23 protein-coding genes are annotated in these 26,702 nt (G+C 71.3%); 13 read left to right on the top strand and 10 right to left on the bottom strand.

What is annotated here, in order from left to right; all coding sequences use genetic code 11:
• Positions 1–39: 39 nt before the first annotated feature.
• Together DI005_RS12330 and DI005_RS12325 are read left to right on the top strand one after the other, a co-directional pair.
• Complete coding sequence (locus DI005_RS12330) at positions 40–1,674, top strand: AMP-binding protein (protein WP_113642197.1); 1,635 nt, start codon at positions 40–42, stop codon at positions 1,672–1,674.
• A gap of 18 nt (positions 1,675–1,692) precedes the next feature.
• Positions 1,693–2,532, top strand: coding sequence for a LuxR C-terminal-related transcriptional regulator (locus DI005_RS12325; RefSeq protein ID WP_233520105.1), 840 nt, complete (start codon positions 1,693–1,695; stop codon positions 2,530–2,532).
• 64 nt (positions 2,533–2,596) lie between these two features.
• Here the strand turns inward: DI005_RS12325 and pip are convergent, their stop codons facing one another.
• Positions 2,597–3,562 carry a prolyl aminopeptidase gene (pip, locus tag DI005_RS12320; protein ID WP_113642195.1) on the bottom strand — a complete coding sequence of 322 codons (966 nt, stop codon included), beginning with the start codon at positions 3,560–3,562 and terminating at the stop codon, positions 2,597–2,599.
• 358 nt (positions 3,563–3,920) lie between these two features.
• On the opposite strand from pip, the gene DI005_RS12315 reads away from it, so the two are divergent.
• On the top strand, positions 3,921–4,709 hold the full coding sequence (locus tag DI005_RS12315) for a transglycosylase SLT domain-containing protein (RefSeq protein WP_228713733.1): 789 nt from the start codon (positions 3,921–3,923) through the stop codon (positions 4,707–4,709).
• Positions 4,710–4,716: 7 nt separating this feature from the next.
• Here DI005_RS12315 and DI005_RS12310 read toward each other — a convergent pair whose 3' ends face one another.
• Together DI005_RS12310 and DI005_RS12305 are read right to left on the bottom strand one after the other, a co-directional pair.
• Complete coding sequence (locus DI005_RS12310; protein WP_113642194.1) at positions 4,717–5,817, bottom strand: FAD-binding oxidoreductase; 1,101 nt, start codon at positions 5,815–5,817, stop codon at positions 4,717–4,719.
• Positions 5,818–5,828: 11 nt separating this feature from the next.
• Positions 5,829–6,731 carry a MurR/RpiR family transcriptional regulator gene (locus DI005_RS12305; protein WP_112269276.1) on the bottom strand — a complete coding sequence of 301 codons (903 nt, stop codon included), beginning with the start codon at positions 6,729–6,731 and terminating at the stop codon, positions 5,829–5,831.
• A gap of 75 nt (positions 6,732–6,806) precedes the next feature.
• Here DI005_RS12305 and solA point away from each other — a divergent pair, with 75 nt between their 5' ends.
• From solA to DI005_RS12275, 6 genes are read left to right on the top strand one after another with little or no spacing between them, the layout of a single operon-like run.
• Positions 6,807–7,970, top strand: coding sequence for an N-methyl-L-tryptophan oxidase (gene solA, locus DI005_RS12300; RefSeq protein WP_113642193.1), 1,164 nt, complete (start codon positions 6,807–6,809; stop codon positions 7,968–7,970).
• The gene (locus DI005_RS12295) at positions 7,967–10,024 is read left to right on the top strand and encodes a hydantoinase/oxoprolinase family protein (RefSeq protein WP_113642192.1); all 2,058 of its coding nucleotides are present in this window, start codon (positions 7,967–7,969) and stop codon (positions 10,022–10,024) included. The genes solA and DI005_RS12295 overlap by 4 nt, the downstream gene beginning before the upstream one ends.
• On the top strand, positions 10,021–11,757 hold the full coding sequence (locus DI005_RS12290) for a hydantoinase B/oxoprolinase family protein (protein WP_113642191.1): 1,737 nt from the start codon (positions 10,021–10,023) through the stop codon (positions 11,755–11,757). The genes DI005_RS12295 and DI005_RS12290 overlap by 4 nt, the downstream gene beginning before the upstream one ends.
• 5 nt (positions 11,758–11,762) lie before the next feature.
• Positions 11,763–12,746 (top strand): tripartite tricarboxylate transporter substrate binding protein, encoded by a 984-nt coding sequence (locus tag DI005_RS12285; RefSeq protein ID WP_113642190.1) that lies wholly within the window; start codon positions 11,763–11,765, stop codon positions 12,744–12,746.
• A 35-nt stretch (positions 12,747–12,781) separates the two neighbouring features.
• Positions 12,782–13,285 carry a tripartite tricarboxylate transporter TctB family protein gene (locus DI005_RS12280; RefSeq protein ID WP_113642189.1) on the top strand — a complete coding sequence of 168 codons (504 nt, stop codon included), beginning with the start codon at positions 12,782–12,784 and terminating at the stop codon, positions 13,283–13,285.
• Positions 13,286–13,298: 13 nt separating this feature from the next.
• Positions 13,299–14,789, top strand: a complete 1,491-nt coding sequence (locus DI005_RS12275; RefSeq protein WP_112269289.1) for a tripartite tricarboxylate transporter permease — start codon at positions 13,299–13,301, stop codon at positions 14,787–14,789.
• Between the two features lie 3 nt (positions 14,790–14,792).
• Here DI005_RS12275 and DI005_RS12270 read toward each other — a convergent pair whose 3' ends face one another.
• Complete coding sequence (locus DI005_RS12270; protein ID WP_113642188.1) at positions 14,793–16,016, bottom strand: S9 family peptidase; 1,224 nt, start codon at positions 16,014–16,016, stop codon at positions 14,793–14,795.
• Between the two features lie 143 nt (positions 16,017–16,159).
• On the opposite strand from DI005_RS12270, the gene DI005_RS12265 reads away from it, so the two are divergent.
• The 4 genes from DI005_RS12265 (at position 16,160) to DI005_RS12250 (ending at position 19,490) form a co-directional block, all read left to right on the top strand.
• Positions 16,160–16,507 carry a winged helix-turn-helix domain-containing protein gene (locus DI005_RS12265; protein WP_228713734.1) on the top strand — a complete coding sequence of 116 codons (348 nt, stop codon included), beginning with the start codon at positions 16,160–16,162 and terminating at the stop codon, positions 16,505–16,507.
• A 134-nt stretch (positions 16,508–16,641) separates the two neighbouring features.
• The gene (locus DI005_RS12260) at positions 16,642–17,760 is read left to right on the top strand and encodes an LLM class flavin-dependent oxidoreductase (RefSeq protein ID WP_113642186.1); all 1,119 of its coding nucleotides are present in this window, start codon (positions 16,642–16,644) and stop codon (positions 17,758–17,760) included.
• Between the two features lie 2 nt (positions 17,761–17,762).
• Positions 17,763–19,037 carry an SLC13 family permease gene (locus tag DI005_RS12255; RefSeq protein ID WP_113642185.1) on the top strand — a complete coding sequence of 425 codons (1,275 nt, stop codon included), beginning with the start codon at positions 17,763–17,765 and terminating at the stop codon, positions 19,035–19,037.
• Between the two features lie 54 nt (positions 19,038–19,091).
• On the top strand, positions 19,092–19,490 hold the full coding sequence (locus tag DI005_RS12250; RefSeq protein ID WP_228713736.1) for a lipopolysaccharide assembly protein LapA domain-containing protein: 399 nt from the start codon (positions 19,092–19,094) through the stop codon (positions 19,488–19,490).
• 122 nt (positions 19,491–19,612) lie between these two features.
• Here DI005_RS12250 and DI005_RS12245 read toward each other — a convergent pair whose 3' ends face one another.
• From DI005_RS12245 to DI005_RS12220, 6 genes are read right to left on the bottom strand one after another with little or no spacing between them, the layout of a single operon-like run.
• Complete coding sequence (locus tag DI005_RS12245; RefSeq protein ID WP_113642184.1) at positions 19,613–20,674, bottom strand: LLM class flavin-dependent oxidoreductase; 1,062 nt, start codon at positions 20,672–20,674, stop codon at positions 19,613–19,615.
• Positions 20,675–20,695: 21 nt separating this feature from the next.
• Positions 20,696–22,132: a gamma-aminobutyraldehyde dehydrogenase gene (locus DI005_RS12240; RefSeq protein WP_113642183.1), complete on the bottom strand. Its 1,437-nt coding sequence runs from the start codon at positions 22,130–22,132 to the stop codon at positions 20,696–20,698.
• Positions 22,129–23,622 carry an APC family permease gene (locus tag DI005_RS12235; protein ID WP_112269301.1) on the bottom strand — a complete coding sequence of 498 codons (1,494 nt, stop codon included), beginning with the start codon at positions 23,620–23,622 and terminating at the stop codon, positions 22,129–22,131. Before DI005_RS12235 ends, DI005_RS12240 begins: the two co-directional genes overlap by 4 nt.
• Entirely contained in the window at positions 23,619–23,891 is a 273-nt protein-coding gene (locus DI005_RS12230; RefSeq protein WP_112269302.1) for a hypothetical protein, read from the bottom strand. The genes DI005_RS12235 and DI005_RS12230 overlap by 4 nt, the downstream gene beginning before the upstream one ends.
• Positions 23,888–25,402, bottom strand: coding sequence for an FAD-binding oxidoreductase (locus DI005_RS12225; RefSeq protein WP_113642182.1), 1,515 nt, complete (start codon positions 25,400–25,402; stop codon positions 23,888–23,890). The genes DI005_RS12230 and DI005_RS12225 overlap by 4 nt, the downstream gene beginning before the upstream one ends.
• Positions 25,399–26,658, bottom strand: a complete 1,260-nt coding sequence (locus tag DI005_RS12220) for a (Fe-S)-binding protein (protein WP_113642181.1) — start codon at positions 26,656–26,658, stop codon at positions 25,399–25,401. Before DI005_RS12220 ends, DI005_RS12225 begins: the two co-directional genes overlap by 4 nt.
• Between the last annotated feature and the right edge of the window lie 44 nt (positions 26,659–26,702).

The following is a 26,702-nucleotide window of genomic DNA, read 5'->3' as shown; positions in this document are numbered from 1 at the left end:
GCGCGGTACCCGTGCCACTGTCTGGAGAGGTGTCCAACGATGGACCTGCGTAGTGACGAGCGGGCGGAGCAGTTGCTCGCCCCGTACGACCGGCCCGACGCGAGCGCGGCGGAGCTGCTCTGCGACCGGCACCCGGCCGAGCACGTCGCGCTCACCGTCGTCGCGGGCGACCTGACCGCCGAGGACCTCACCTTCGGCGAGCTGCGCCGCCGCTCGGAGACGTTCGCCGCCGCGCTGGCCGCTCAGGGGATCGGCCAGGGTGACGCCGTGGCGGTGCTGATGGGCAAGTCGGCCGACCTCGCCACCGTGCTGCTCGGCATCTGGCGGCTCGGCGCGGTGCACATTCCGCTGTTCACGGCCTTCGCCACCCCCGCGATCGCCCTGCGCCTGCAGGCGGGCGACGCGAAGGCCGTGGTGGTCGACGCCGGTCAGGCCCACAAGCTGGCCCCGGGGCCGGACCTGCCCGAGGGCGACTGGAAGGTCATCGAGGTCGGCGGCTCGGGGGCCAACCCCGGCTGGCTGGCGTTCGAGGAGCTGATGCGCGAGGAGCACCCTTCCATCACCCCGGCCCGCGTCGGTGGCGATGGCACCCTGGTCCAGCTGTTCACCAGCGGCACCACCGGCACGCCCAAGGGTGTCCGCCTGCCGGTGCGCGCGCTCGCCGCATTGGAGGGCTACCTGGTGGACGGGCTCGACGTGCGCCCCGACGACGTCTACTGGGACGCCGCCGACCCCGGCTGGGCCTACGGCCTCTACTACGCCGTGCTGGCCCCGCTCGCGATGGGCAGGCGCAGCATCTGGCTGAACGCCGGCTTCTCGGCGCCGCTGACGTGGCGGGTGCTCGACCGCTTCGGCGTCACCAACTTCGCCGCCGCGCCCACGATCTACCGCAGCCTGCGCAACGACCCCGAGGATGCGCCCCCGGGACTGCGGCTGCGCCGCGCGTCGTCGGCGGGGGAGCCGCTCACCCCCGAGGTCGTCGAGTGGTCGGAGCGCGTGCTCGGGCTCACCGTGCGCGACCACTACGGGCAGACCGAACTCGGCATGGTCATCGGCAACGCCTGGCGTGACGAGCTGCAGGAGGAGGTGCTGCCAGGCTCGATGGGCCGCCCGCTGCCCGGCTACTCCTGCGAGGTCCTCGACATGGACAGCGACGCGCCCGCCCCGGCGGGGACGGTCGGCCGGGTCGCCCTCGACACCAAGGCCAGCCCGCTGTTCTGGTTCACCGGCTACCCCGGCGCGCCGGACAAGACCGCGGAGCGGTTCACCGCCGACGGCCGCTGGTACCTCACCGGCGACAGCGGCTACCGCGACGACGAGGGCCGGTTCTTCTTCTCCTCCCGCGACGACGACGTGATCATCATGGCCGGCTACCGGATCGGGCCGTTCGACGTGGAGAGCGTGCTGGTGACCCACCCCGGGGTCGCCGAGGCCGCGGTGGTCGCCGCCCCCGACGCGCTGCGCGGCGAGGTGATCGTGGCCTACGTCGTGCTCGCCAAGGGCACCGAGGGCACGCCGGAGCTGGAGGCCGAGTTGCAGAAGCTGGTCAAGGAGCGCTACGCCGCGCACGCCTATCCGAGGGGCGTCCGGTTCGTCACCGAGCTGCCGAAGACGCCGAGCGGCAAGATCCAGCGCTTCAAGCTGCGCGACCGCGAGCGGGAGAGCGCCGGGTAGGCGGGTACGGTCGGGCTCGTGACGACATCGATGTCGATGCCATCGGCCGTCCAGGCCGTGGTGAGTCGAGGGGTGCGGGAGCTGCACCGGGCCACGGCGCTGCCGGTGGCCTTCGGCGGGATCGTCGCCCGTGATCAGCGCAGCTTCGTGATCAGCCAGCTCAGTGGCGCGCTCACCGAGTCGTTGCTGCGGCTGCGAGTGGACCTCGGCTCCGGCCTCGGCGGCAAGGCACTCGCGCTGGTCCGTCCCGCGGCGGTGAGCGACTACTTCAACGCCGACGAGATCACCCACACCTACGACCGGGCGGTGGCGCCCGAGCGGCTGCACACCGCGCTGGCCATCCCGATCCGCGTCGGCCCGGCACCCGCGGCGATGCTCTACGCGGCAAGCCGGGAGCCGGTGGTGTTCGGCGACCGGGTGCTGCGCTCCGCGGTCTCGGTGGCCAGACAGGTGGAGCGGGACATCGCGGTGGAGCAGGAGGTGCACCGGCGGCTCGGCGCCGTGGCACGCGAGCGCGTCGAGCTCGACCAGGTACGGGCCGAGCTCGACGCCATCGCCGGGCTCGTCACTGGGCAGGCCCGCGAACGGCTGCGGGCCGTCTCCTCGCGGGTGGGCGCACTCGCCGGGGACGGCCGCGCCGCCGGGAGGCCCGGAGCCGGCACGGTGTCGCTGACGCCGAGGGAGACCGAGGTCCTCGCCCTCGTCGCGCGCGGCGAGCCCAACCGGGCGATCGGCGAGGAGCTCGGCCTGCTCACCAACACCGTGAAGGCCTACCTCAAGAGCGCCATGCGCAAGCTGGGCGCGGCCAACCGCGTGCAGGCCGTGTGCCGGGCGCGCGAGGCCGGGCTCGTCGACTGACGGCGTCCCACCGGGCCACTTCGGCGTGCGCCGTCGCGGGGTTCGCGTGTTCGGTGACGATTCGTCACGGGCGGGCCGCGAACGTGTCGAGCGCCTGCCTGATCCGCGTGCGCATGGCGGCGCTGCCGGTGTGCCCGGCGTCGTCGATGACGACGAGCTCCGCGTCCGGCCAGGCGCGCGCGAGCAGCCAGGCGGTGTCGAGCGGGCAGCTCAGGTCGAGCTTGCCGTGGATCAGCACGCCGGGGATGCCGCTCAGTCGCGCCGCGTCGCGTAGCAGCGCGCCCTCGTCAAGCCACGCCCCGTGGGAGAAGTAGTGCGCGCAGAGCCGCACCATGGCGAGGCGGTCGGTCAACGGCAGGCTGCGGAACGCGCCAGGTGTGCCGTTCGGCTCGGTATCGAGCAGGGCGTCCTCCCAGGCGCACCACGCGTCGGTGGCCCTGATCCTGACCTCCGGGTCGGGGTCGTCCAGCAGACGTGCGTAGGCGGAGAGCAGGTCGCCGTCGTGGCCGGCTTCGGCAGCGGCGTCGCGGAACCGCTCCCACTCCGCGGGCAGGAACCGGCCCGCGCCGTGGTAGAGCCAGTCGATTTCACGGCGACTGCTGGTGGTGACGCCCGCGATGACGATCTCGCTGACACGTTCGGGGTGCCGCTGGGCGTAGGCGAGCTGCAGCGTCGAGCCCCAGGAGCCGCCGAACAGCAGCCAGCGTTCGACGCCGAGATGCTCGCGCAGTCGCTCCAGGTCGCCGAGCAGGTGCTCGGTGGTGTTGTGGCGCAGGTCGGTGGCCGGGTCGCTCGCGTGCGGGATGCTGCGGCCGCAGCCGCGCTGGTCGAAGCAGATCAGCCGGTAGCGGGCGGGGTCGAAGTAGCGGCGCCGCTGCGGGTTCGTTCCCGAGCCCGGCCCGCCGTGGACGAACACGGCAGGCTTGCCTTCGGGGTTGCCAGAGGTCTCCCAGTGGATGTGGTTGCCGTCACCGACGTCTAGCTTGCCCTCGGCGTAGGGCTCGAAGGCGGGGTACAGAGAGTCGGCCACGGATCGGATCCTTTCCCGCAAGTTACAACAGCGCTGTTATATTAGCGCTGTGAGGATCGTTGTCCAGGGGTGACACGGGCTCTCGTGCGGACAGCCGCGCATTACGCGCAGTCGAACACGTTTCGTGGGCAATTGGACACAAATCATTTCTATTGCCATCTCGTGTCGAGGTTGCTTCACAAAACATTGTTGATCTGTGTTTCGCGACACGCGTTAGTGATTTCCTCGTTGCCGTTTCGTAATCTCGCGGAGGCGTCGCGCCGAGACCCCCACTGTCCTCAACGGACAGTCGCGCGCGGCCCCGCCGTTCAGGCCCCCGACTGAGCGGCGATCCCCCACCCCGAAGGAGACCACGTCAGTGGCTTGGAACACACTGGCGCGGCGTGCCAAGGAATACGTCGCGCAGATTGCCCCGACCCGAAATTCCGACAACCTCGATGGCCCCGCCCGGAACACGGTTCGCGGTTACGCCGCGATGGGCCTGCTCGCCGCCGCGATCGGTGGCGTGGCCGGAACGGGTGTCCTCGCGGACTCCGGTGACCCCGCACCGGCGGCCGCGAAGTCCGAGGCGCACCAGCAGCAGCGGCCCGCGGAGACCGGTAAGAAGGACTCCGCCGACAAGCCGAAGCAGGTCACCGAGCGCGCCGACGGCACCGCGAAGGCGCGCAAGGACGGCTCGGCTGACAAGGCCGCCAAGGCTGGGAAGGCTGACAAGGCGGACCCGAAGAAGCCCGCGGCCGCGAAGCAGCCGAAGGCCGCCAAGAAGCCCGCTCCGCCCGCTCCGCCCAAGGATCCCGTCGAGCGGTGGATCGCGAACGCCATCGACATCATGCAGAAGAAGGGTGTCCCGGTGTCCAAATCGGACAGCGACGAGATCCGCACGGTGATCGAGAAGGAGTCCAGCGCGGACCCACGGGCCATCAACCTGTGGGACAGCAACGCCGCGAAGGGCACGCCGTCGAAGGGTCTGATGCAGACGATCGACCCGACGTTCGACGCGTACAAGCTGCCGGGCTACAACGACATCTACGACCCGGTGTCCAACATCATCGCCGGTGTGCGCTACACCCTCGCCCGCTACGGCAGCTTCGACGAGCACCCCGGCCTCGCCTCGATGGCCGAGGGCGGCGACTACCAGGGCTACTGATGCCCGGTCACTGTTCGCCGGGGAGTCGCGCCGGACGTACCGTCGCGAGCTCCCCGGCGAAGCGGCCGGGGCGGTACGGCGCGAAGCGTTCCTGCTCCTCGCCGGTCACCTCGCGCGCCACCAGCTCGCCGAGCAACGGCGCGAGCGTGACCGCGCTGTGACTCGCCACGACGTAGCCGCGCGGGCCGACCGGACCGATCACGGGCAGCCCGTCGGCGGGCAGCGAACGCTGCCCCAGCAGCATCGCGTCGATCCGCACCGGGACGCCCACGCGCCCGGCGATCCGTTCCCGCATCGTCTCGGTCACGTGCTCCGGGATCGGGCCGTCCGGATCGGCGTCCAGGTCCTGGTCGAGTGTCTGCGCCAGCAGCGACCCGCCGCCCGCGGGCCGCAGGTTCACCGACGCGGTGGTGACCACGCGCGATAGCCGTACCGGAACCGGTGCCGTGCGCGCCAGAAACCCGACCGCCGCGTTCCCCTTCTCCGGCTCCACCATGCGCACCTCGGGATGCAGGGAGCCGGTGTGCCTGCCAAGGCAGGTAACCACCTGGTCGGCGGTACGCCTCGAGCCGTCGGCCAGGTGCACGGCTCCGTCGCCGGTCACCGCGGTCACCCTGTGACCGGTCTCCACGGTGACCGGCGCGGAGCCGAGCATCGCGGCGACGAACAGCTCGGGGAAGCAGTGCGCCTCCTCGGGAAACCAGCCGATGAGCGCGTCCGGCGCGACGCGCAGGTCCGGCTCCAGTTCCGCCGCTTCCTCCGGGCCGAGGAACTCCGCGCGGTAGCCCGCTTCGCGCAGCCGCTCGACGCGCGCCGTGAGCCGGCTCCGGTGGTCGTCGTCCGTCGCGTACTCCAGGTGTCCGTTCCGCACGAGCCAGCCCGCGTCCTCGCCGCCGAGCCGGACGTGCTCGCGCAGCGCGTCGGCGTTGAGCCGCTGGTAGTGCGGCGGTTGCTTGTTGTTGCCGTTGACCCAGCCGAACGTGGTGGACGACGTGCCGCGCGCGGGCGCCTCGGCGGCGTCGAGCACGGTGACGGCGTGACCACGCCGGGCCAGATTCGCGGCCACGGCCGCTCCCACGACTCCCAGTCCCAGGACGATGACGCGCACGGGGTTCCCTTCTAGTCGGTGGGCAGGGGAGAGACATCCAGTTCGGCGCCGACGACGCTGGCGCGGAGCCGGTTGACCAGGCGCAGCGCGTCCACCGCGGTGTCGTGGGTGGCGGCGGCGACGCTCAGCGTGAGCGCGTGGGCCAGCACGAGTCCCGCGGTCACCTCGCTCGCGGCCGTGGTCGTGGACTGCGGGGTGGACAGCACGGCGTGCACCTTCGGCGCCAGCGCCATGCCGAGGCTCTCGGTGACCACGACGACCTTGGCGCCCACCGTGTTCGCGTGTTCGACGATCACCGAGATCTCCCGGAACTGCCGGATCGGCGCGAACACGACCACCACCTCGTCCTCGCCCAGCGTCAGCAGCTCATCGGCGAGCCGGAAACCGGTGACGCCCCCGCCCCGCGCGCGCACTCCGATGCGCGTGAGCGAAAGGCGCAGGTAGTCGGCGAGGCTCGCGGCGGGCCCGATGCCGTAGGTCAGCACGCCGGGCGCGGTGATGAGCGCGTCCACGGCCCGCTGCCACGAATCGGTGTCGAGGCCCCTGCGCAGCTGGCCGAGCAGCGCGATGGTGTCGTCCAGCACGCGGGCGACCTGGTTGTCCGCAGTGGACACCCTGGCGAGCCGGTCGTCCATCGTCGCAGCCAGATCGCGCTGGCGGGTCAGCACGTCGAGCATGCTCCGCTTCAGCTCGCGGAAACCCTTGTAGCCAAGTGCCTTCGCCGCGCGTACCACCGTCGCGTCGCTGGTGCCGGTGCGGGTGCCGAGCTCGATGGCCGAGCACGACACGACGATCTCGGGGTGGTCGGCCATGAACTCGGCGACCATGCGCTCGCTGGCGGACATGCCGTCGGCCAGCGCGGCCACCCGCTCGTGCAGCGGCGCGTCCCGCGAGCCGTTACCTGTCGTTTTCATTACGACATTGACCCCTTCCTGTCGTGAAGATTACATTAGCTCGCAACCTCGAGCCCGTACACCGTGGAGGTAAACATGTCCGACCGGGCTTCCGGCGTCGATGCCGACGTCGTCGTCGTCGGTGTCGGCACGATGGGCAGCATGGCGCTGTGGCGCCTCGCCCGGGATGGGCTGCGCGTGATCGGGCTCGAACAGCACGCGGAGCTGGGACACGAGCACGGCGCCGCGGGCGGGCGCACCCGGATCTTCCGCGTCGCCTACAAGGAGGGCGCCTGGTACGTCCCGCTGCTGCGGCGGGCCGCCAGTGCCTGGGCCGAACTCGCCGAGGCGACCGGGGAGCGGATCATGCTGCCCACCGGCGCCCTGAGCATCGGCGCCCCCGAGCATCCCGACGTCGCGGAGGTGCTGCGCAGCGGCGAGGAGTTCGGGCTCCCGCACGAGCGGCTCGACCACGACCAGCTCGCCGCCCGGTATCCGCAGCACGTCCTGCGTGACGACGACGTGGGCGTGCTCGATCCGCAGGGCGGGCTGCTGTTCCCCTCCACCGCCATCCGCGCCGCCGCCGGGCTCGCGCGCGACCTCGGTGGCGACGTGCGCACCGGCGTGCGCTGCACCGGTATCGACGAGGCGGGCGGCCACGTCCGCGTGCACACCACCGGCGGCGTGCTCACCGCGAGCCGCGTGCTCGTGTGCGGTGGGCCGTGGACCGCCGAGCTGCTGGCAGGCGTGCGGGGCCGGTACGAGGTGCGCAGGGTGGTGCTGCACTGGTTCCGCGCCACCGACCCCGCCGCCTTCGCCCCCGAGCGGTTCCCCGTCGGCATCAGGCGCAGCGGACCGGAGGCCGAGCTCTCGTTCTTCCCGCCCGACGGCGACGGCCTCGTCAAGGTCAACCTGCACATCCCCAAGGAAACCGTGCCCGACCTGTCCACATTCGACAGAGCCGTGCCCGCCGGGTACACCCGGCGGGTCGAGACGGCCATCGGCGGCCTGTTCACCGGACTGGAACCCAGTGCGGAGGGCGCCGCCGCGTTCATCGAGGGCTACACCCCGGACAACCACGGGCTCATCGGCACCCCGCCCGGCTTCGAACGGGTCGTGTCGATGAGCGGATTCTCAGGGCACGGGTTCAAGCTCTCGCCCGTGCTCGCCTCGCTCGCCGTCGACGCCCTGCTCGGCCTCGGCGACGAGCCGCTCCCCGCCCGGCTCGATCTGGCCAGGACCTTCCAGGAGACCGCATGATCCGTATCGGAGTCGACGTCGGCGGCACCTTCACCGACGTGACCGCGCTGGACACCGGCAGCGGCCGGTTCCACATCTTCAAGCTCCCCTCCACCGGCCACGACCAGTCGATCGCCGTCGCCGACGGCATCCGGCACGTGCTCGGCGACGCCGGGCGTACGCCGGACGACGTGACCTACCTCGGCCACGGCACCACGGTCGCGACCAACGCGCTGCTGGAGCTCAAGGGCGCCACCACCGCCCTGCTCGTCACCGGTGGAGTGCCGGACGTGCTGGAGATCGCGCGGCAGCGCAGGCCGCACCTCTACGACCTGTTCGCCGACAAGCCGCGCGTGCTCGTCCCGCGCGAGCTGACGTTCGGCGTCGCCGAGCGGCTCGCCGCGTCCGGTGAGGTCGTGGTGGAGCTGACCGACGCCGAGATCGAGCGGGTCGCCGCCGAGCTGGAGGCGTGCGGGGCCGAGTCGGTCGCGATCTGCTTCCTGCACAGCTACCGCGACGCCGCGCACGAGACCCGCGTGGAGGACGCGCTCGCGCGGCGGCTGCCCGAGGTCTTCGTCTCGCGCTCCAGCCGCGTCGCGCCGGAGTTCCGCGAGTACGAACGGTTCTCCACGGCCGTGATCAACTCCTTTATCGGGCCGGTCGTCTCCCGCTACATCCGGCGGCTCGGAGAGCGCGTGGCCGAGGCCGGCCTGCCCGTGGGGCCGCGCGTCATCCAGTCCAACGGCGGGCTCGCCTCCACCGACGCGGTGGCCGAGCGGCCGGTGACGACACTGCTCTCGGGGCCGAGCGCCGGCGTGGTCGGCGCCAGCTACCTCGCCGGGCTCGCCGGGATCGGCGACCTCATCACCTTCGACATGGGCGGCACCTCCACCGACGTGTGCCTGATCCGCGACGGGCGGCCCGCCTCGGCCAACGAGCGGGGCCTCGGCGGCTACCCGATCCGCGTGCCCTCGGTGGACGTGCACACGATCGGCGCGGGCGGTGGCAGCATCGCCTCCGTCGACGGCGCGGGCGGGCTGCGCGTCGGCCCGGAGAGCGCGGGCGCCCGGCCAGGCCCGGCCGCGTACGGCCACGGTGGCACGCGGCCGACCACCACCGACGCGAACGTGGTGCGGGGCAGGCAGAACCCGGAAAGCGCGCTGGGCGGGGCGATGCCCATCGACAGCACGGCCGCAGAACGTGCCGTCGCCACCGTCGCCGAAGGGCTCGGCACGAGCGTCGTCGAGGCCGCCCGCGGTATCGGCAGGCTCGCCAACTCCCACATGGCGCGCGCCGTGCGGCAGGTGTCGGTGGAGGCGGGGGAGGACCCGCGCCAGTACGTGCTCATGGCCTACGGCGGCGCGGGTCCGCTGCACGCCGCCGAGGTCGCGGCAGAGGTCGGCATGACCCGGCTGCTCGTCCCGCCCAACCCCGGCACGTTGTGCGCGCTCGGCCTGCTGGTGAGCGACGTGCGCAGCGAGTTCACCAGCTCGTTCCTGCGCCGGGCCGAGCCGGACACGCTGCCCGCGCTCAACGAGGCCGTGGCCGCGCTCGTCGCCGAGGGCAAGGCGTGGCTGGCCGGGGAGGCGCGCATCGCGCAGCGGCACGACGTCACCGTCCTGGCCGACGCGCGGTACCCGAGGCAGAACTTCGAGCTGCGCATCCCGCTGCCGTCGGCGGGGCTCGACGAGTCCTCGCTCGCCTCGGTGGTCGCGGACTTCCACGCCCAGCACGAGAAGGCGTACGGCTTCGCGCACCCGGACTCGCCCGTTCAGCTGGTGAACCTGCGGGCCATCGCGCACGGCGAGGTGGCAAAGCCCGACATGCCCCGCGTCTCCGCCGGATCCGCCACACCGGAGCCGGACGCGCTGCTCGGCACCCGCGAAGTGGACTTCGGCGAGGAACACGGCGCGCTGCGGACACCGGTGCTCGACCGGGCGAAGCTCAAGTCCGGCAACACGTTCGCCGGACCGGCGATCGTGGAACAGCTCGACTCGACCACCGTCGTACCCCCGGGATGGTCGTCCACTGTGGACGATTTCGGAAACCTGCTGATCGAGGTGGACGCGGAATGACCGAGACCGTTGTGGACCAGGTGAGCGTGCAGGTGATCGGCAACGCCATGCTGTCGGTCGCCGAGGAGATGGGCGCCGTGCTGCGCCGGGCGAGCTACTCCACGAACATCAAGGAACGAGTCGACTGCTCCACGGCGCTGTTCGACGCGCAGGGCAGGCTCGTGGCACAGGCCGAGCACATCCCCATCCACATGGGCTCGATGAAGGGCCTGGTGCAGGCGCTGCTCGACCAGAAGGGCGCCGAGCAGCTGCGCGCGGGCGACGTCTACATCACCAACGACCCCTACACCGGCGGCGGCACCCACCTGCCCGACATCACCATGGTTGCGCCGGTGTTCCACGACGGCGGGCTCGTCGGGTTCAGCGCCAACATCGCCCACCACTCCGACGTCGGCGGTCACGTTCCGGGCAGCAACTCCGGCGACTCCACGAGCATCTTCCAGGAGGGCCTGCGCATCCCCATGGTGCGCTTCATGATCGACGGTGCGGTGAACGAGGAGGTGCTGGCGTTCGTCACCCTCAACTCGCGGCTTCCCGAGGAGCGCAGGGGCGACCTGCTGGCCCAGCTCGCCGCCGTGCACACGGGTGGCATCCGCTTCGCCGAGCTGCACGAGCTGCACGGCAGCGCCGTGATCGACGCGGCGTGCGCGCAACTGCTCGACTACGCCCGGCGCAGGCTCGAGGTCGCCGTCGCCGCGATCCCGGACGGCACCTACACCGCCGCCGACTGGCTCGACAGCGACAGCCCCGGCCAGGAGCCCATCCGCATCCAGACCGCCATCACGGTGGCGGGCGAGGAGATCTCGATCGACTTCGCCGGCACCGGACGGCAGGCCGACGTGGCGATCAACGTGGTCAGGTCCGCGCTGGAGGCCACCGTCTACTACGCGCTCAAGGCCGCGCTCGATCCCGACATCCCCGCCAACGGCGGGTTCTTCGACGCCGTGCGCATCGACGCCCCGCTCGGCAGCATCGTCAACCCGCGTCCGCCGGCGGCCGTGGCGGCACGCACCGATGCCTGCCAGCGGGTGGCCGACGTGCTTCTCGCCGCGCTCGCGAAGGCGGTGCCCGGCCGCGTCCCCGCCGGCTCGCACAGTTCCATCACCTACGTCACCTTCGCGGGACCCGACGACGAGTTCTTCGTCTACCCGGAGGTGATCGCGGGCGGGGCTGGGGCGCGCTCGGACCGCGACGGCCTCGACGCCGTGCAGGTGCACGTCACCAACTCGTCGAACCTGCCCATCGAGGCGCTGGAGCTCGAGTACCCGCTGCGCGTGGACACCTACGAGCTGATCACCGACTCCGGAGGAGTGGGCGAGCACCGCGGCGGACTCGGCGTCCGGCGCGACATCCGGGTCCTGTCCGGCCAGGCCGACTTCTCCGCGCACGCCGACCGGCAGACGTTCCCTCCGCTCGGGCTCGAAGGAGGCGGGGACGGCACCACCGGCAGGTTCATCCTCCGTCCCGGCACCGAGACCGAGCGCACCCTGCCCGGCGGCCGGGTCTCCGGCATCACCCTCGACCACGGCGACGTCGTGCGCATCGAAAGTCCCGGATCCGGCGGCTACGGCGACCCGTTCGCGAGGCCGCCCGAGCTCGTCGCCCGCGACGTCGCGCAGGGCCGGGTGAGCGCCGACAGCGCACTGCGGGACTACGGCGTGGTGCTCACCGGCGACGGTGCCGTCGACGCCGGAGCCACCGCCCGCGTCCGCGGCGACCGGCGCGAGGGGTGAGGCCGATGCCAGCGTTCACGCGGGTGGCGGCGGCCGTCTGCGCCGCCGCGCTGCTCACCTCCTGCGCCGCGGCCGCGGAGACCGCGGCGAGCTACCCGAGCCGGTCGATCGACTACGTGGTGCCCTTCGCGGCGGGCGGGTCCACCGACATCGCCGCGCGGGCGGGAGCGGAGGCGCTGTCGGACGAGCTGGGCGTGCCCGTGAACGTGATCAACAAGCCGGGAGCCGACCAGATCATCGGGGTCAGCTCGGTGCGTTCGGCCGAGCCCGACGGCTACACGCTGCTCGCCGACGGCGCCGGGTCCAGCTCCATCCAGGGCCTGCTGCCGTACGTGCCGTATGACTGGGCCGACCGCACGTTCGTCGCCAAGTTCGCGGAGGGCCCGCACGTCTACGTCGTCGGCGGTGACTCCCCGTACCGCGACTACGCCGACGTCGTCGAGGCGGCCAAGCGAAACCCGGAGGGCTTCACCGTCGGCTGGATCGGTGGCAGCAGCACCAGCGACTACGCGACCCTGCAGTTCCTCGCCGAGAACGGGATCGACGCCGCGCGCGTGCAGCGGGTGCCGTTCCGCAGCTCCGGAGAGGTGATGCGCGCCGTCGCCGCCGGCGACATCGACTTCGGCGCGGGCGGCGCGAGCTCGGCGTTCAGCCTCAGCAAGACGGGCAAGCTCCGGCCGATCGCCCTCACCGGGGACAAGCCGGTCGGCAAGCTGGAGGGCGTGCCCACCGCGGCCGAGCTCGGCCATCCCGGGCTCGACATGCGGTACTGGGTCGGAGTGTCCGCGCCGCCGGGTCTGCCCAGGGACCTCACCACGAAACTCGCCGACGCCGTCGCCGCCATCGCCGAGGACGAGACCGTCGTCGACGCGCTCGACGCCGTGGGGCTATCCCCCGCCGTGCTCACCGGCGAGGACCTGCGCGCCGACATCGACCACGAGAAACGCCGGTTCGCCACGCTCTCGGAGCAGATCGGCGTCGCGGGCTGACCACTTCCTCCTCCACCGCTTTCCCAGGAGGCCACATGGCCACGACCACCCCGCGGAGCCCGTCCAGGGCCCGCGCACTGGGCTCATACGCCCCGATGCTCGTTCTCCTGCTGCTCGCCGGACTGTCCATCGAGGAGGGTCTGCGCCTGCTGCTCACCGTGGATCCCGCGGCGCAGGCCGACATGGCCGGCTGGTACGTCCTCGTGCTCGGCGTGGTACTGGCCGTCACGAGCGCCTTCGCCGAACGCCCCTCGGCCACCGAGGGCACCGGCGACTCCGCAGGCGACCAACCCGCCGGGGCTCCGTCCCGCCGCCGCGACCTGCTCGTCTGCCTGGCGCTCGTGGCCGCCTACGCCGCGCTGCTCGGCACGCTCGGCTACGTGCTCGCCGGTGTCGGTGTCGTGTTCGTGTTCCTGCGCGCCATCTCCGGCTACGGCTGGGTCCGGTCCACTGTGTACACGATCGTGATCAACGCGGTCTTCGTCGCTCTGTTCGAACTGTCGGGAGTGGTTCTTCCCGCCGGGATCCTCAGGTTCTGAGGGAGGCTGCCAGATGGGACTGTCCGAACTGCTCGCGGGCTTCGCCGAGGTGTTCCAGCCGCAGGTGCTGCTGCTGGCCTTCCTCGGCTGTCTCGCGGGGACCATGGTCGGCGTGCTGCCGGGCCTCGGCCCGGTGTCGGCGATCGCGATCCTGTTTCCGCTCACCGCCTACCTCGGTCCGGCCGCCGCGATCGTGGTGCTCGCCGCGATCTACTACGGCGCCATGTACGGCGGCTCGACCAGCGCGATCCTGCTGAAGATCCCCGGCGAGGTCTCGTCGCTGCCCGCCGCGCTGGAGGGCTACCCGATGACCCGGCGCGGCCGGGCGGGAACCGCGCTCGCGATCGCCGCCGGAGCGTCGTTCGTGGCCGGGATCGCCGGCACGATCGGCGTCTGGCTGATCGGTCCGCACCTCGCCGGGTTCGCCCTGGAGTTCGGCCCGCCGGAGATGCTGGGGCTCGTGCTGTTCAGCCTCACCGCGATCGCGGGCCTGTCGTCCGGCTCCGTCGTGCGCGGCATCGGGATGGCGGTGGCCGGGATGCTGCTCGCCTCCGTCGGGCTCGACCTGACCAGCAGCCAGCAGCGCATGACGTTCGGCTCGCTGGAGCTGATGCAGGGGCTCGACATCGTGCCCGTGATGATCGGCCTGTTCGGCGTCGCCGAGGTGCTGCGCACGCTCGAACGCGGCACACCCGTCGCGCAGGCCGCGAAGGTGGGCCGATTCCTGCCCACGCGGGACGAGTTCCGCCGCAGCGCCGGTGCGGCGGGCCGGGGTACGGTGACGGGTTTCCTGCTGGGGCTCATCCCGGGCATGCTGCCGTCCACCACCACGTTCCTCAGCTACGCCAGTGAACGCCGCCGCGCGGAGCGAAAGGGTGACTCGCGGTTCGGCCAGGGCGCCGTCGAGGGGATCGGCGGCCCAGAGGCCGCGAACAACGCCACCGCGATGAGCGGCTTCGTGCCGCTGTTCAGCCTCGGCATCCCCACCGGCCCGACGATGGCGCTGATCATGGCGGCGCTCATGGTCTACGGCGTGGTGCCCGGCCCGACGATGTTCACCTCCGACGCCGACATCACCGCCGCCGTCATCGCGAGCTTCTTCGTGGCCAACGTGATCCTGCTCGTGCTCAACCTGCCGCTGGCCGGGGTGTGGGCGAAGATCGCCCGCGTGCCGTACGGCGTGCTCGGACCGGTGATCCTGGTGTGCTGCGGCGTCGGCGCGTACACCGCGCGCAACAGCGTGTTCGACATCGTGGTGTGCCTCGTCGCCGGGGTCGCGGGCTGGGCGATGGGCAAGCGCGGGCTCCCGGTGGCGCCGTTCGTGATGGGCTTCATCCTCGGGCCGATGCTGGAGCTCTCGCTGCGCCAGACCGTTGCGATCTCCCCGATGTCGCTTGTGGAGAGCCCGATCTTCCTGTGCTTCGCCGCGGCGGCGCTCGCGTCGGTCGCGCTCGCCTACCGGCTGCACCGAAAGGGCGTGGAGAAGGTGGACGCCAACGCGTGAGCGCTACCTGGCGAGGCGGTCGTCGAGCCAGTCGAACACCCGCTGCTCGACGACCAGCCTGCCTAGTGGCTCGCAGTGCCGGTCGGCGCCCTCCGCGGCGGTGAACCCGGCCAGCTCCGCCTCGCGGACGAGCCCGGCGAGCCTGCGTGACTGGCCCGGCCAGAACTCCTCGCCCTCCGGGTCGGTGATCAGCAACGGTGTCCGGACCCGCGCGCCGTCGGCCGCGAGCAGGCGATAGGTCCGCACGGTCGTGAACAGGTCGAACCAGCTGTCGTGCCGATACGGCCTGGCCCGGAACTTCAGGGTGCGGCCCAGTGCCGGGATCCGCGTCGCGAGGCGCAGGCCCCGCTCGAACGCCTCGCGGTCGCCGCCGTCGAGCTGCGCGGTGAGCCGGGCGCCGAGCTGTGCCATCCACGGCGTCGACACGTCCACCACGCCGGGGTCGATCACGGCCGCGCGCAGCCGGTGCTCGAAGGCCAGCGCGCGCGGCAGCCAGAAGCCGGCCTGGCTGAGCCCGTAACCGGCCAGCCGGTCCGCGTCGACGTCCGTTCTGCTGAGCAGCGCGTCGAGCACGGGGGTGAGCACGGCCTCCCAGTCCGGGCGGAACCCGATGCCGCGTTCGAACAGCATCGACTGCTGGCCGGGGCCGTCGTAGACGAACGCGTTCCAGTCCCGCTCGAGCGCCGCGGCCACCCCGGCCCCGCTCCACAGGTCGCTGAGCGCGCCATCGCTGCCGTTGGTGACCACGAGGGTGGGCCTCGGCCTGCCCGAGTCGTCGGGCCGCAGCAGGTAACCGGGCAGCGTCGTGTCCTCGTACCGCACGTTCACCCGCTCGTGCGCGCCGCCGGAGCAGTCGATGAAGGCGTCCCAGCACGCGCGGTGCCTGCGGAACGTCGGCAGCAGGATGGCTTCCGTGTGCTTCTCGCGGAAGGCGTCGACGCCGCCGAGGGCGCAGGCCCAGTAGGTCGCCGCGCGCAGGAACCCGCCTCGGGCGCTGACCGGGTGCCCCGCCTCGCGGGCGGCGACGGCGGCCCGCTCGGTCGCGTCGGCGGTCGCGCACCACTCGCGGTACCACGCGTGCTGTGCCTCGACGCGGCCGACCGTCGCGAGCACGGCCCCCGGTTCGCTGGCCCCGTGCACGGCCGCGCCCAGCACGACCCGGGTACGGAAGTCGAGGGCCCGGTCGCGGAAGAACCCGGTCGTCAGTACCTTGTTGCGCGTTGCCATGCCGGGAAGTCGCGCGCCCCGGCTTGATCGTCACCCTGAACGAGACAACAAGGCCGGGTAATTGATTTTCCGCGCCGAGTCGACAATGTCCACGATGCGAACGCGGGTTGCCCAGAAAGCCCCTTCTTGGTGTGCTGGAAATCGTGACCCAATCGACCGCGCCACCGGACGTCACCGGTGTTGTCATCGTAATCGACGCCGGCGCGCGGATCGTGTACGCCTCGGGCGTGCCGGTCCCGCTCACCCGGCTCGAATTCGACCTGCTGTTGCACCTCTACCGCAACGCGGGCAGAGTGTGTCATCGCGCCGTGCTGCTCGACCGCGTGTGGGGAATGGCGAGGACGAGCACGCACCGCAGCCGCACGCTCGATGTCCACATCCGGAAACTACGCGCCAAGCTCGGCGCCGAGCTCCCGTTGATCACCACCGTGCGCGGAGTGGGCTACCGGTTCGACGGCGCCGCCCTGGTCCGGATGAAGGGCGATTCGTAATTTACGGAAAGAAATTATCCAGGGCTGCCGCGATTCGCTGTGACGAATTTCTTTCTTTCCATCGAAACGTTCGCGCGAACGGGTGGAACTGATACGTTCGGCGCCCGAAACAAGCCTGAAGGGAACTTCTTCCGATGAGCGTGACGCTGCACTGGTTCCTGCCGAGTCACGGTGACGGCAGGTCGATCGTGGACCGTCCGCACGTCACCGCGAGCGGCGCGAACACCCCGCGCGAGCCGGAGATCGAGTACCTCGCCCAGGTGGCGCAGGCCGCCGAGCACCTCGGATTCACGGGCATGCTGACGCCCACCGGCACGTGGTGCCAGGACGCCTGGCTGAGCACCGCCGCGCTGCTGAGCCGCACGAGCCGCATCAAGTTCCTCGTGGCCTTCCGCCCCGGCACGCTCACGCCGACCCTGGCGGCCCAGCTCGCGGTGACGTACCAGAAGATCTCGGGTGGCAGGCTGCTGCTCAACGTCGTGACCGGCGGCGACTCGGCGGAACAGCGCCGCTTCGGCGACTGGCTGGACCACGACCAGCGCTACGAGCGCACCGACGAGTTCCTGCACCTGTTGCGTGCGATCTGGTCGGGCGAGCCCGTGGACTTCGACGGCAAGCACTACCAGGTGCGTGACGCGCGGGCGTTCGACCTTCCCGACCCGGTGCCGCCGCTGTACTTCGGCGGTTCCTCCGAGGCGGCGCTGCCCGTCGCGGCCCGGCGCGCCGACGTCCACCTGACGTGGGGTGAGCCCCCGGCCGCGGTGGGGGCCAAAATCGCGAGGCTGCGCGAGCTGGCCGGGGAGGAGGGGCGGGCGCTGCGGTTCGGTCTGCGCGCCCACGTGATCACGCGAGACACGGGCGCGGACGCGTGGGGCACCGCCCAGCGGTTCCTGGACGAGATGGACCCCGCCGACGTCGCCGCGTCGCAGAAGCGGATGGCCGGGCTCGAGTCCACGGGCCAGCAGGCCATGAACCGCCTGCACAACGGTGTGAAGACGGGCGACGCGCGCGAGCTGGAGGTGCACCCGGGCCTGTGGGCCGGGGTCGGTCTGCTGCGGGGCGGCGCCGGCACCGCGCTCGTCGGCAGCCACGCCGAGGTCGCCGACCTCATGGAGGAGTACCACGCGGCCGGCATCGAGGAGTTCATCCTGTCCGGCTACCCGCATCTCGAGGAGGCGTACTGGGTGGGCGAGGGCCTGCGGCCCGAGCTCCGCCGTCGCGGCCTGCTCGCACCGGAGGGAGCGGCGCGTTGACGGTGCAGATCGTGTCGCTGGCCGTGCTGCTGGCGATGTTCGTGCTCGCGTCGTTCGTGCCGGTCAACCTCGGCATCCTGGCGCTGGTCGCGGCGTTCGTCGTCGGCGTCGGGCTCGGCGGCCTCGACATCGACGGCATGCTGGGCGGCTTCCCTGCCGACCTGCTCGTGCTGCTCGTCGGTGTGACCTACCTTTTCGGGATCGCCCAGACCAACGGGACGCTGGAGCGCATCGTCGACGGCGGCGTGCGGCTCGTGCGCGGCCGCGTCGCGCTGGTGCCGTGGCTGCTGTTCGTCCTCACGGCGTTCGTGGCGGCGGTGGGCGCGCTGAGCGCGGCGGCCGTGGCGATCGTGGCGCCCATCGCGATGCGGTTCGCCCAGCAGTATCGGATCAGCCCGCTGCTCACCGGGCTCATGGTGGTCCAGGGTGCGACGGCCGGTTCGTTCTCGCCGCTGAGCCCGTTCGGTGCCATCACCGGGCAGCTGCTCGTCGGTGCAGGGCTGCCCGATCAGCAGCCGTGGCTGTTCCTCAACAGCTTCCTGTTCAACGCCGCGCTCGGCATCGTCGTGTTCTGCCTCTTCGGCGGCGTGCGGCTGGTCCGGGAGCGCAGGCGGGACGAGCCCGGGGTGGAGGCGGAGGGCGCCGGCGGTGGAGTCGCCACGGCGACCGTCACCACGACGCGGACCCGGTTCACGGTCCACCAGGCGCTCACCCTGGCGGGCCTGGGCGGACTTGTCGTGGCCGGCACCGCCTTCGGCCTCGACGTCGGCTTCACGGCGCTCACCATCGGTCTCGTGCTGACGCTGCTGGCGCCGAAGGACTACGCCGAGGCCATCGGCCGTATCCCGTGGTCGGCCGTCCTGCTGGTGTGCGGGGTGATCACCTACGTCGGCGTGCTCGACGAGATCGGCACGATCGACTACCTGCGGGACCTGATCTCCGGCGGCGGGAGCCCGCTGCTCACCGCGCTGGCCGCCGCCTACATCGGCGGGGTCATCTCGGCGTTCGCCTCGACGGCTGGCGTGCTGGGCGCGTCGGTCCCGCTCGCGGTGCCGCTGCTCGAAGACGGCGCGCTGCCCCTGCTGGGCACCATCAGCGCGATCGGCATCGCCTCCAGCGTGGTGGACGTCAGCCCGCTGTCCACCAACGGCGCCCTGCTCGTGGCCAACCAGCAGTCGATGGACAACCGGCTGTTCTTCCGCAAGCTGCTGTCGTGGGCGGTTCCGGTGATCGCGCTGGCGCCGGGGTTGAGCTGGCTGATCTTCGTCGTGCTGTGACGTCCCGCCGCGTGACGGGGTGCGTTCGTCCCTGTTCGGAGCGATGATGGAGGGGTGAGCACCTCAGCGGGCGCCGGCCGCGAGGAAGAGCCGCCGGCCAACCAGGGCAGTACGGACGTACCAGGAGGGCCCTCGCCCAACGCGCAGGGCGAGGGGGTGACGGGTCCGCAGGCCAGGCCTGAGCCTGTGGTCAAGCGCACCCGGATCAGTGCCGCGTGGGTAGCCGCGATCGTCGGCGTCCTGGTGCTGATCCTGTTGCTGATCTTCATCCTGCAGAACCAGGCCTCCGCGACGGTGAACTTCCTCTGGATGTCCGGCTCGCTCCCGGTGGGCGTGGGGGTGCTGCTGGCCGCGGTCGGCGGCGCCCTGCTCGTCGCACTGCTGGGCGCCGCCAGGATCCTCCAGCTGCGGCACCGCTTCCGGAAGGCCAACGGCGGCCGTCACCAAGCCTGACCGACGCGCTCCAAGGCCACCTTTGTTGCTCCCACCCGTCTCCCACCGCCACCCAAACGGAGGCGCTGCGCGCCGCGGTGTTCGGGCCACGCAACAAAGGTGGCCTTGGGGGCACGATGCCGTCAGGCGGGCTGGGCGGCGAAGGCGGGCATGATCTCGTCGTGGACGAGACGGAGCTGTTCGCGCATCGTCGCCACGCCGGGCAGTTCCATGCCCGAGAACGCCTTCACCAGTGCGGCGTCGGTGATCGCCAGGATGAGGTGGTTGACACCGGCCGACGTGATCTGGGACTTGATCTTGTCGGCACACTCCTCGGGTGTGCCCGCCACCGAGAGCCGGTCGGCCAGCTCCGGCGAGGTCAGCTCGAACGCGCGGTCCACCCTGCCCTCGCCGACGGCGGCGATGATGTCGGTCAGCTCGGCCGGGTCGACGTCGTTGCGCTCCAGCTGCTCGACCGGCATCGACGACGCGTACAACCCCACCATCGCGCGCGCTGCGTCCTTGGCCGCCCGCGAGTCAGGGCCGGTGGCGAACACGATCCACGCGCCCAGGTCCAGCGAGGCGGCGTCGCGGCCCGCCCGCTCGACCCCGGCACGGACGTTGTCCACCATGTACTCGTACGCGCGCTTGGTGTAGCTCAGCGCGTGGTGGACGCCGTCGGAGATCTCACCAGCGGTCTGGAACGACTTCGGGCCGCGCATGGCACCGAGCTTTACCGGCACCCGCTCCTGCACCGGGCGGGCGAAGGTGAACAGGCCGCTGTAGGAGTAGAACTCGCCGTCGTAGGTGATCGCGCCCTCGTCGAGCAGCGTGCGCACGACGTGGTGGGCCTCCTTCATCCGGGTCAGGGGCTTCGTCTTGACCCAGTCGATGCCGTACTGCGCGAGCAGGCCGAAGTTGCCCGATCCGAGGACGCACTCGGCGCGGCCTCCCGTCAGCTCGTCGAGCGTCGCCGTGGCCTGGGCGATCAGCGACGGCTCGCGCAGCGTCACCGCCGAGAGGCTCGGCCCGAACCGGATGTTCTTCGTCTTGTCGGCCGCCGCCGCGAACAGCAGCCACAGGTCCTTGTGCCACGTCTCGTCCGCGGCGTAGCAGGCGTAGAACCCGAGCTCGTCGGCGAGCTTGATGGACTCGATCGTGTCGTCGAGGGGATAGTCGGGCAGCATCACGTAACTGAATCGCATTGTCTCCCACCTTCGCGGACGTCAGACGTCTAGATTGGACATCACGTGCTTGACCCTCGTGTAGTCCTCGAGGCCGTACATGGACAGGTCCTTGCCGTACCCCGAGTGCTTGAACCCGCCGTGTGGCATCTCCGCGACCAGCGGGATGTGCGTGTTGATCCAGACACAGCCGAAGTCGAGCCCCTTCGACATCCGCATCGCCCTGCCGTGGTCGCGGGTCCACACCGACGACGCGAGCCCGTACTCGACGCCGTTGGCCCACCGCAGTGCCTCGTCCTCGTCGGTGAACCGCTGCACGCTGATCACCGGACCGAACACCTCCTGCTGCACCACCTCGTCGTCCTGGCGCAGCCCCGCGACGACCGTGGGCGCGTAGAAGAACCCCCGCTCGCCCACCCGCTCGCCGCCGTGGGCGACGTTCGCGTGGTCGGGCAGCCGGTCGACGAACCCGCTGACCTTCGCGAGCTGGTCGGCGTTGTTGAGCGGACCGTAGTCCACATCGGACTCCGCGCCGGTGTGAGTGCCCGCCGCCTGCTCCGCCAGCGCCGCCACCAGCTCGTCGTGCACCCTCGGCCCGGCCAGCACCCGGCTCGCGGCGGTGCAGTCCTGGCCCGCGTTGAAGTAGCCCGCCGCGGCCACGGCCTCCGCGGTGGCGGCGATGTCGGCGTCGTCGAACACGATCACCGGTGCCTTGCCACCGAGCTCGAGGTGCACCCGCTTGAGGTCTGCCGCCGCCGAGGCCGCCACCTCCCGGCCCGCGCGCACACTGCCCGTGATCGACGCCATCGCCGGAATCGGGTGAGACACCAGCCTGGCGCCGGTCTCCCGGTCGCCGCAGATCACGTTGAACACCCCCGGCGGCAGGAACTCCGCTGCCAGCTCGGCCAGGAACACCGTGCTCACCGGCGTGGTGTCGGACGGCTTCAGCACCACGGCGTTGCCCGCCGCCAGCGCCGGCGCGAACTTCCACAGCGCCATCAGCGCCGGATAGTTCCACGGCGTCACCTGCGCGCACACGCCCACCGGCTCACGGCGGATCCACGACGTGTGCCCGCGCAGGTACTCGCCCGCCGACTTGCCCTCCAGCACCCGCGCCGCACCCGCGAAGAACCGCAGCTGGTCGAGCAGCATCGGCAGCTCCTCCTGCCGGGTCAGCTCCAGCGGCTTGCCGGTGTTCTCGCATTCCAGAGCCAGCAGCTCGTCAGCGCGCTCCTCGATCCGGTCGGCGAAGCGCGACAGCGCGAGCTGCCGCTCGGCCGGCGTCGAATCGCGCCACGTGGCGAACGCGTCGCGCGCCACGGTCAGCGCCCGGTCCACGTCCTCCCGCCCGGACACCGGCGCCGTCGCGAAGACGTCACCGGTGGTGGGATCGACCAGGTCCGCGGTCCGGCCGCTGAGCGCGTCGGCGTACTCGCCGCCGACGAAGTTCCGTACCGTGCGCACCGCAGTGCTCGTCATGTGCCCTCCCTGGAGTTCGCGACCGCGTCACCGGCGATCGCGTCGCTGTGCCGGTACGGCCGCAGCAGCACGAGGACCAGCAGGCCCGCGCCCACCACGACGACCCCGGAGAGCAGCACCAGGTAGTCGTCGTACCAGGGCGCGTCCGGCGTGCGCGGCCACACCATGTTCACGATCGCCACGACGCCGTAGAGCAGCGCCGCGACGTTGACGGGCAGGCCCCAGCGGCCCAGCGTGAAGCTGCCCGAGGGGCGCCAGCCCTTCAGCCGGGCCCGCAACGCGGCGAGCACGACCATCTGGAAGCCGAGGTAGATGCCCAGCACCGCGAAGGAGACGATCTTGGTGATCGCGTCCTCGGAGAAGCGCGACACGAGCACCACCACGGCCGGCACCACGGCGGCCACCAGCAGCGTGTACGGCGGCACGCCGCGGGCGCGGGAGAAGCGGGCGAGCACGCCGCTGCCCGGCAGCATCCGGTCCCTGGCGTAGGAGTACATCAGCCTGCTCGCCGCCGCCTGCAGGCTCAGCGCGCAGGACAGGAACGACACCAGCACGACCGCCAGCACCACCTTGGCGCCCCAGTCACCGAACGCCGTCGCCAGCACGCCGGACACCGGGTCGGTGTTCTCCCCGGAGATCACCGCGCCGAAGTCGGGCACGGAGAGCACCAAGGCGAGGCACACGAACGTGGCCGCGGCACCGCCGACGTAGATCGTCATCCGCATCGCCTTGGGAATGCGCCTGCTCGCGTCCGGCACCTCCTCGGCGACGTCGCCGCAGGCCTCGAAGCCGTAGTACTGGAAGATGCCGATCAGGCTCGCCGCGAGGAACGCCGCGAGGTACGAGCCGCCTGCCTCGGCGCCGAAGCTGTCGAACAGCACTCCGAGCCCGTGGTGCCGCTCGGAGATCAGCAGCCAGCCGCCCACCACCAGCGCGCCGAGGATCTCTGTGGTGAACCCGATCAGCGCGGCGATGCCGAGCACCTTCGTCCCGCCGAGGTTGATCGCCGTCGCGAGCACGATCATCGCCAGCGCGCAGACGATCGTGGTGTTGGTGGACACCGTGAGGTCGAGCAGCGAGGCGAGGTACGGACCCGCGCCGTAGACGACGCTCGCGATGGTGACCAGCAGCGCGATCGCGTAGACCCAGCCGGTGAGCCACGCCCACCTCGGCCCCCACAGCCTGCGGGCCCACGGGTAGATCCCGCCCGCGATGGGGTACTGCGAGACGACCTCGCCGAAAACCAGTGCCACCAGGAGCTGCCCCAGCCCGACGATGAGCAGGCTCCAGATCATCGGCGGCCCGCCGACCGCGAGCGACACCGCGAACAGGGTGTAGATGCCGACGACGGGGGACAGGTAGGTGAACCCGAGCGAGAAGTTCGCCCACAGGCTCATGTCCCTGCGGAACTCCGACGTGTAGCCCAGCGCGGCGAGCTGCTGGGCGTCGCTGGAGACGTCGGTCCCCGAGCCGGTGGGGGTGGTCGTCATCGGCCACCGTCCCCGGCGTCGAGCTCGTCGAGCAGCTCCTGCCCGGAGACGACCTCGGTCGCCCAGTGCCGGTGCATCCACTCGAGGTGGTCTCCGCGACTCGCGGCGATACGCAATGTGTCCCAGTTGGGGAACAGCTGCTGGGCCACGTGGACCGTCATCAGCTTGGGGTCCACCTCGAAGATGTGCTCGAAGCGCTCCACCGCGACGTCGGTGACCTGCCGGGCGGGGGGAGGCGTGTGCTGCTCGTCGTACCGGTAGGCGCTCACGGTGCCTCCTCGTACGCGCGCTGGAGCCCGTACTTGCCCGGGTTCATGATGTTGTTGGGATCCAGGGCCTTCTTCACCTGGAGCATCACGTCGTAGCCGCCGGCGAGCTCCAGCGGCACGAGGTCGACCTCGCCCTCGCGGCAGGAGCCGTGGCACGCGCTGATGGAGCCGCCGTGGTTCAGCGCCACCGCGGCGATGTCACGTTTGGCGTCCACCCACGCCGCCCACGCGGCGTCGTCCAGCTCCTGCTCCCAGATGCCGACGTCGATCTCGGTGAGGTAGTCGACGCCCGTGTCGGCGCTGGTGTAGAAGAACATGCCCCAGTCGTCGAAGATCGGGTGCTTGTCCCGCAGCCGCGCGACGATCGCGTGCCACTCCCGCCGCACCGCGGGCAGGTTCGTGTAGTTGACCGCCGCGTCCTCGCAGTGCCAGCTCATCGGCGCCACCTGCCCGGCGGGGGTCCGCCCGTGCAGCGGTGTGGCGTACCGGTCGTGCCGGGCGGCCCAGTCGCCGTGGGAGATCTCGTCGCCGAGGTAGCGGGCCCCGGCGTCGCGGGCGATCCGCAGCAGCCGCCTGCCACCCGCGCGGACCTCGTCGTCGTTGCCGTACGCCACGGCGCACACGAGCGCGCGCACGTCGGCGGGCTGCGGGATGTAGGCCTCGTCGTCGCGGCGCAGATAGTCCACTTTCCACTCGTCGAACAGCACCGCGCCCGCGAACGTGGCCACGCCCGCCCTCGCCAGCTCGCCAACGCAGCGGTAGGCGGAGTCGAAGTCGGAGAAGGCCCAGAACGGCGAGAACTCCGCCTCCGGTTTGGGATAGAGCTTGAGCGTGGCCTCGGTGGCGATGCCGAGCGTGCCCTGGTGGCCCATGAACAGGTGCTTGAGCTGGTAGCCGCTGGAGCTCTTCGACACCTTGCGCCCACCGCCGTCGCCGACGCGGATCAGCTTTCCGGTCGGCAGCACCAGTTCGAAGCTCAGTACCAGGTCCCTGGTGTGCCCGAAGCGGGAGCCGACGAGCGACCAGCCGCTGGTGCCGATCCGGCCGCCCACGAGCGAGCACGGGTACGACGCGGGATCGTCCGGGTAGATCAGGCCGTGCGTGCCGAGCACCTCGTTGAGCTTCAGCATGTTGATGCCCGTGCCGACCGTGCACGTGCGGTTGTCGAGGTCGATCTCCTTGATGTCGTTCATCCGCTTGACGTCCACGACGATGCCGCGGCGTTCCGGCACGGCGCCGTCGGTGAGCCCGGTGCCGCCGTCGCGCGGCACGATCGGGATGCGGTGTGCGTTGGCGATGCGCACCACCTCGGCGACCTCCTCGGCGGAGCCGGGCATCACCACGAGGTCCGGCACCCGCTCACGCCAGCGGTGCACCGGGAACGGAGCGGGCACGCGGGCCCGGTTGTAGCGCGCGGTCTTCGACGTCAGCACGTACTCGCCGCCGAGCGCGTCGGTCAGCTCGGCCAGCACGCGGTCGGACAGCTGAGGTGCGGTTCCGGTGATCGTCATCGTCCAGTGCTCCCGCCCACCTCGATGCCCACCGACTCGGCGAGCAGTTCGTGGATGTCCACGACGTCGATCGCGCGCGCCTCGCCTGCCTCCGACAGCGGCCGCTCCGACCACGGGCACGCCGACACGAGCGTGTCCACGTCGAGCTGGGCGGCCTTGTCGAGGCGCGAGGCGCTGATCCGCGCGGTCAGCTCCGGTTTCTCGACCGGAAGGCCACCGCCCCCGCCGGAGCAGTACGACCACTGCGTCACCCGGTCGACGTCGTGGAAGGTCAGCCCGGGGATCGCGCGCAGGATCTGCCTCGGCTCCTGCCAGATGCCCTTGCGCTTGTTGAGGCGGCACGGATCGTGGTAGGTGATCGTGCGCTCGATCGGCACCGTCGGTGTCAGCCTGCCCTCGGCGAGGAACCGGGCCAGGAGCTCCACCACGAGCACGATCTCGATGTCGTAGTCGTCGCCGAAGTAGGCCGGGTAGTCCTCGGTGAAGGTGATGTAGTCGTGCGGGTCGAGCACGAGCACCCGCTTGACGCCCGAGGCCCGCCAGTCTGCGAGGTTGTGCTCGGCGAAGCGCCGGGACTGGTCGCGGTAGCCCATTTCCGCGGCGGGCCCGCCGCAGCACCACTGCTCGCGCATCAGGCCGAACTCGTAACCGGCGCGCTGGAGCAGCTGGGCGACCGCGCGCGGCACCGAGGTGCGGTAGAACGCGGCCTCGCAGTCGACGAAGAGGATCGTCTCGCCGCCGATGGGAATGTCGAGGCCCTCGGCCCAGTCCCGCACGTGGTCCTGGCTCACCGGCACCTCGCCCAGCACCGGCTCGTGCGTGCGCTCGTCGGTCAGTTCGTTCCAGCGCCGGTAACCGGGCTGGTGCACGCCGTTGTCGACGGCGAGCGCGCGCATCTGCTTCACCAGATCGACGGTGCGGGTGCGGAAGCGGTAGAAGTCCCCGGTGAACAGCGTGTTGGGGCAGCGCAGCTCGCACGCGCCGCACTGGGTGCAGTTGACGTAGTCCTCGGCGACGTCCTCGACGGTCAGCTCGCCCTGCTCCATCGCGACGACGTTGGCGTGGAAGGCGGTCGGGGTCCACGACTCGTTGCGGGTGACCTGCATGACCGGGCAGACCTCGCGGCAGAACTTGTGGCCGGAGGAGAAGCAGTTGTACGCGGCGTTGCGCCAGTCGGCGAGGAACTCCATGGTCACCGGCTCGTGGCCGTTGCCACCGGTCTCGCCTGCTGACGTGGTGGGTTCGGTGTCTGTCATCGGTTGCGGCTCCACTCGGCGGCAGTCGGTTCGGGTTCGCACGT

The organism is Prauserella sp. PE36, from assembly GCF_003311655.1.
Taxonomy (GTDB): Bacteria; Actinomycetota; Actinomycetes; order Mycobacteriales; family Pseudonocardiaceae; genus Prauserella_A; species Prauserella_A endophytica.
The sequence above is the reverse complement of the archived record's forward strand: the minus strand, read 5'-3'. Positions and strand labels throughout refer to the sequence as shown.

What these genes read in the sequence shown, in the direction of transcription:
- DI005_RS12245 (WP_113642184.1), bottom strand. Translation starts at nt 20,674, where the DNA reads ATGCGATTCAGTTACGTGATGCTGCCCGACTATCCCCTCGACGACACG.
- DI005_RS12305 (WP_112269276.1), bottom strand. Translation starts at nt 6,731, where the DNA reads ATGAAAACGACAGGTAACGGCTCGCGGGACGCGCCGCTGCACGAGCGG.
- DI005_RS12235 (WP_112269301.1), bottom strand. Translation starts at nt 23,622, where the DNA reads ATGACGACCACCCCCACCGGCTCGGGGACCGACGTCTCCAGCGACGCC.
- DI005_RS12240 (WP_113642183.1), bottom strand. Translation starts at nt 22,132, where the DNA reads ATGACGAGCACTGCGGTGCGCACGGTACGGAACTTCGTCGGCGGCGAG.
- DI005_RS12280 (WP_113642189.1), top strand. Translation starts at nt 12,782, where the DNA reads ATGGCCACGACCACCCCGCGGAGCCCGTCCAGGGCCCGCGCACTGGGC.
- DI005_RS12270 (WP_113642188.1), bottom strand. Translation starts at nt 16,016, where the DNA reads ATGGCAACGCGCAACAAGGTACTGACGACCGGGTTCTTCCGCGACCGG.
- DI005_RS12220 (WP_113642181.1), bottom strand. Translation starts at nt 26,658, where the DNA reads ATGACAGACACCGAACCCACCACGTCAGCAGGCGAGACCGGTGGCAAC.
- DI005_RS12330 (WP_113642197.1), top strand. Translation starts at nt 40, where the DNA reads ATGGACCTGCGTAGTGACGAGCGGGCGGAGCAGTTGCTCGCCCCGTAC.
- solA (WP_113642193.1), top strand. Translation starts at nt 6,807, where the DNA reads ATGTCCGACCGGGCTTCCGGCGTCGATGCCGACGTCGTCGTCGTCGGT.
- DI005_RS12290 (WP_113642191.1), top strand. Translation starts at nt 10,021, where the DNA reads ATGACCGAGACCGTTGTGGACCAGGTGAGCGTGCAGGTGATCGGCAAC.
- DI005_RS12295 (WP_113642192.1), top strand. Translation starts at nt 7,967, where the DNA reads ATGATCCGTATCGGAGTCGACGTCGGCGGCACCTTCACCGACGTGACC.
- DI005_RS12275 (WP_112269289.1), top strand. Translation starts at nt 13,299, where the DNA reads ATGGGACTGTCCGAACTGCTCGCGGGCTTCGCCGAGGTGTTCCAGCCG.
- DI005_RS12225 (WP_113642182.1), bottom strand. Translation starts at nt 25,402, where the DNA reads ATGACGATCACCGGAACCGCACCTCAGCTGTCCGACCGCGTGCTGGCC.
- DI005_RS12260 (WP_113642186.1), top strand. Translation starts at nt 16,642, where the DNA reads ATGAGCGTGACGCTGCACTGGTTCCTGCCGAGTCACGGTGACGGCAGG.
- DI005_RS12285 (WP_113642190.1), top strand. Translation starts at nt 11,763, where the DNA reads ATGCCAGCGTTCACGCGGGTGGCGGCGGCCGTCTGCGCCGCCGCGCTG.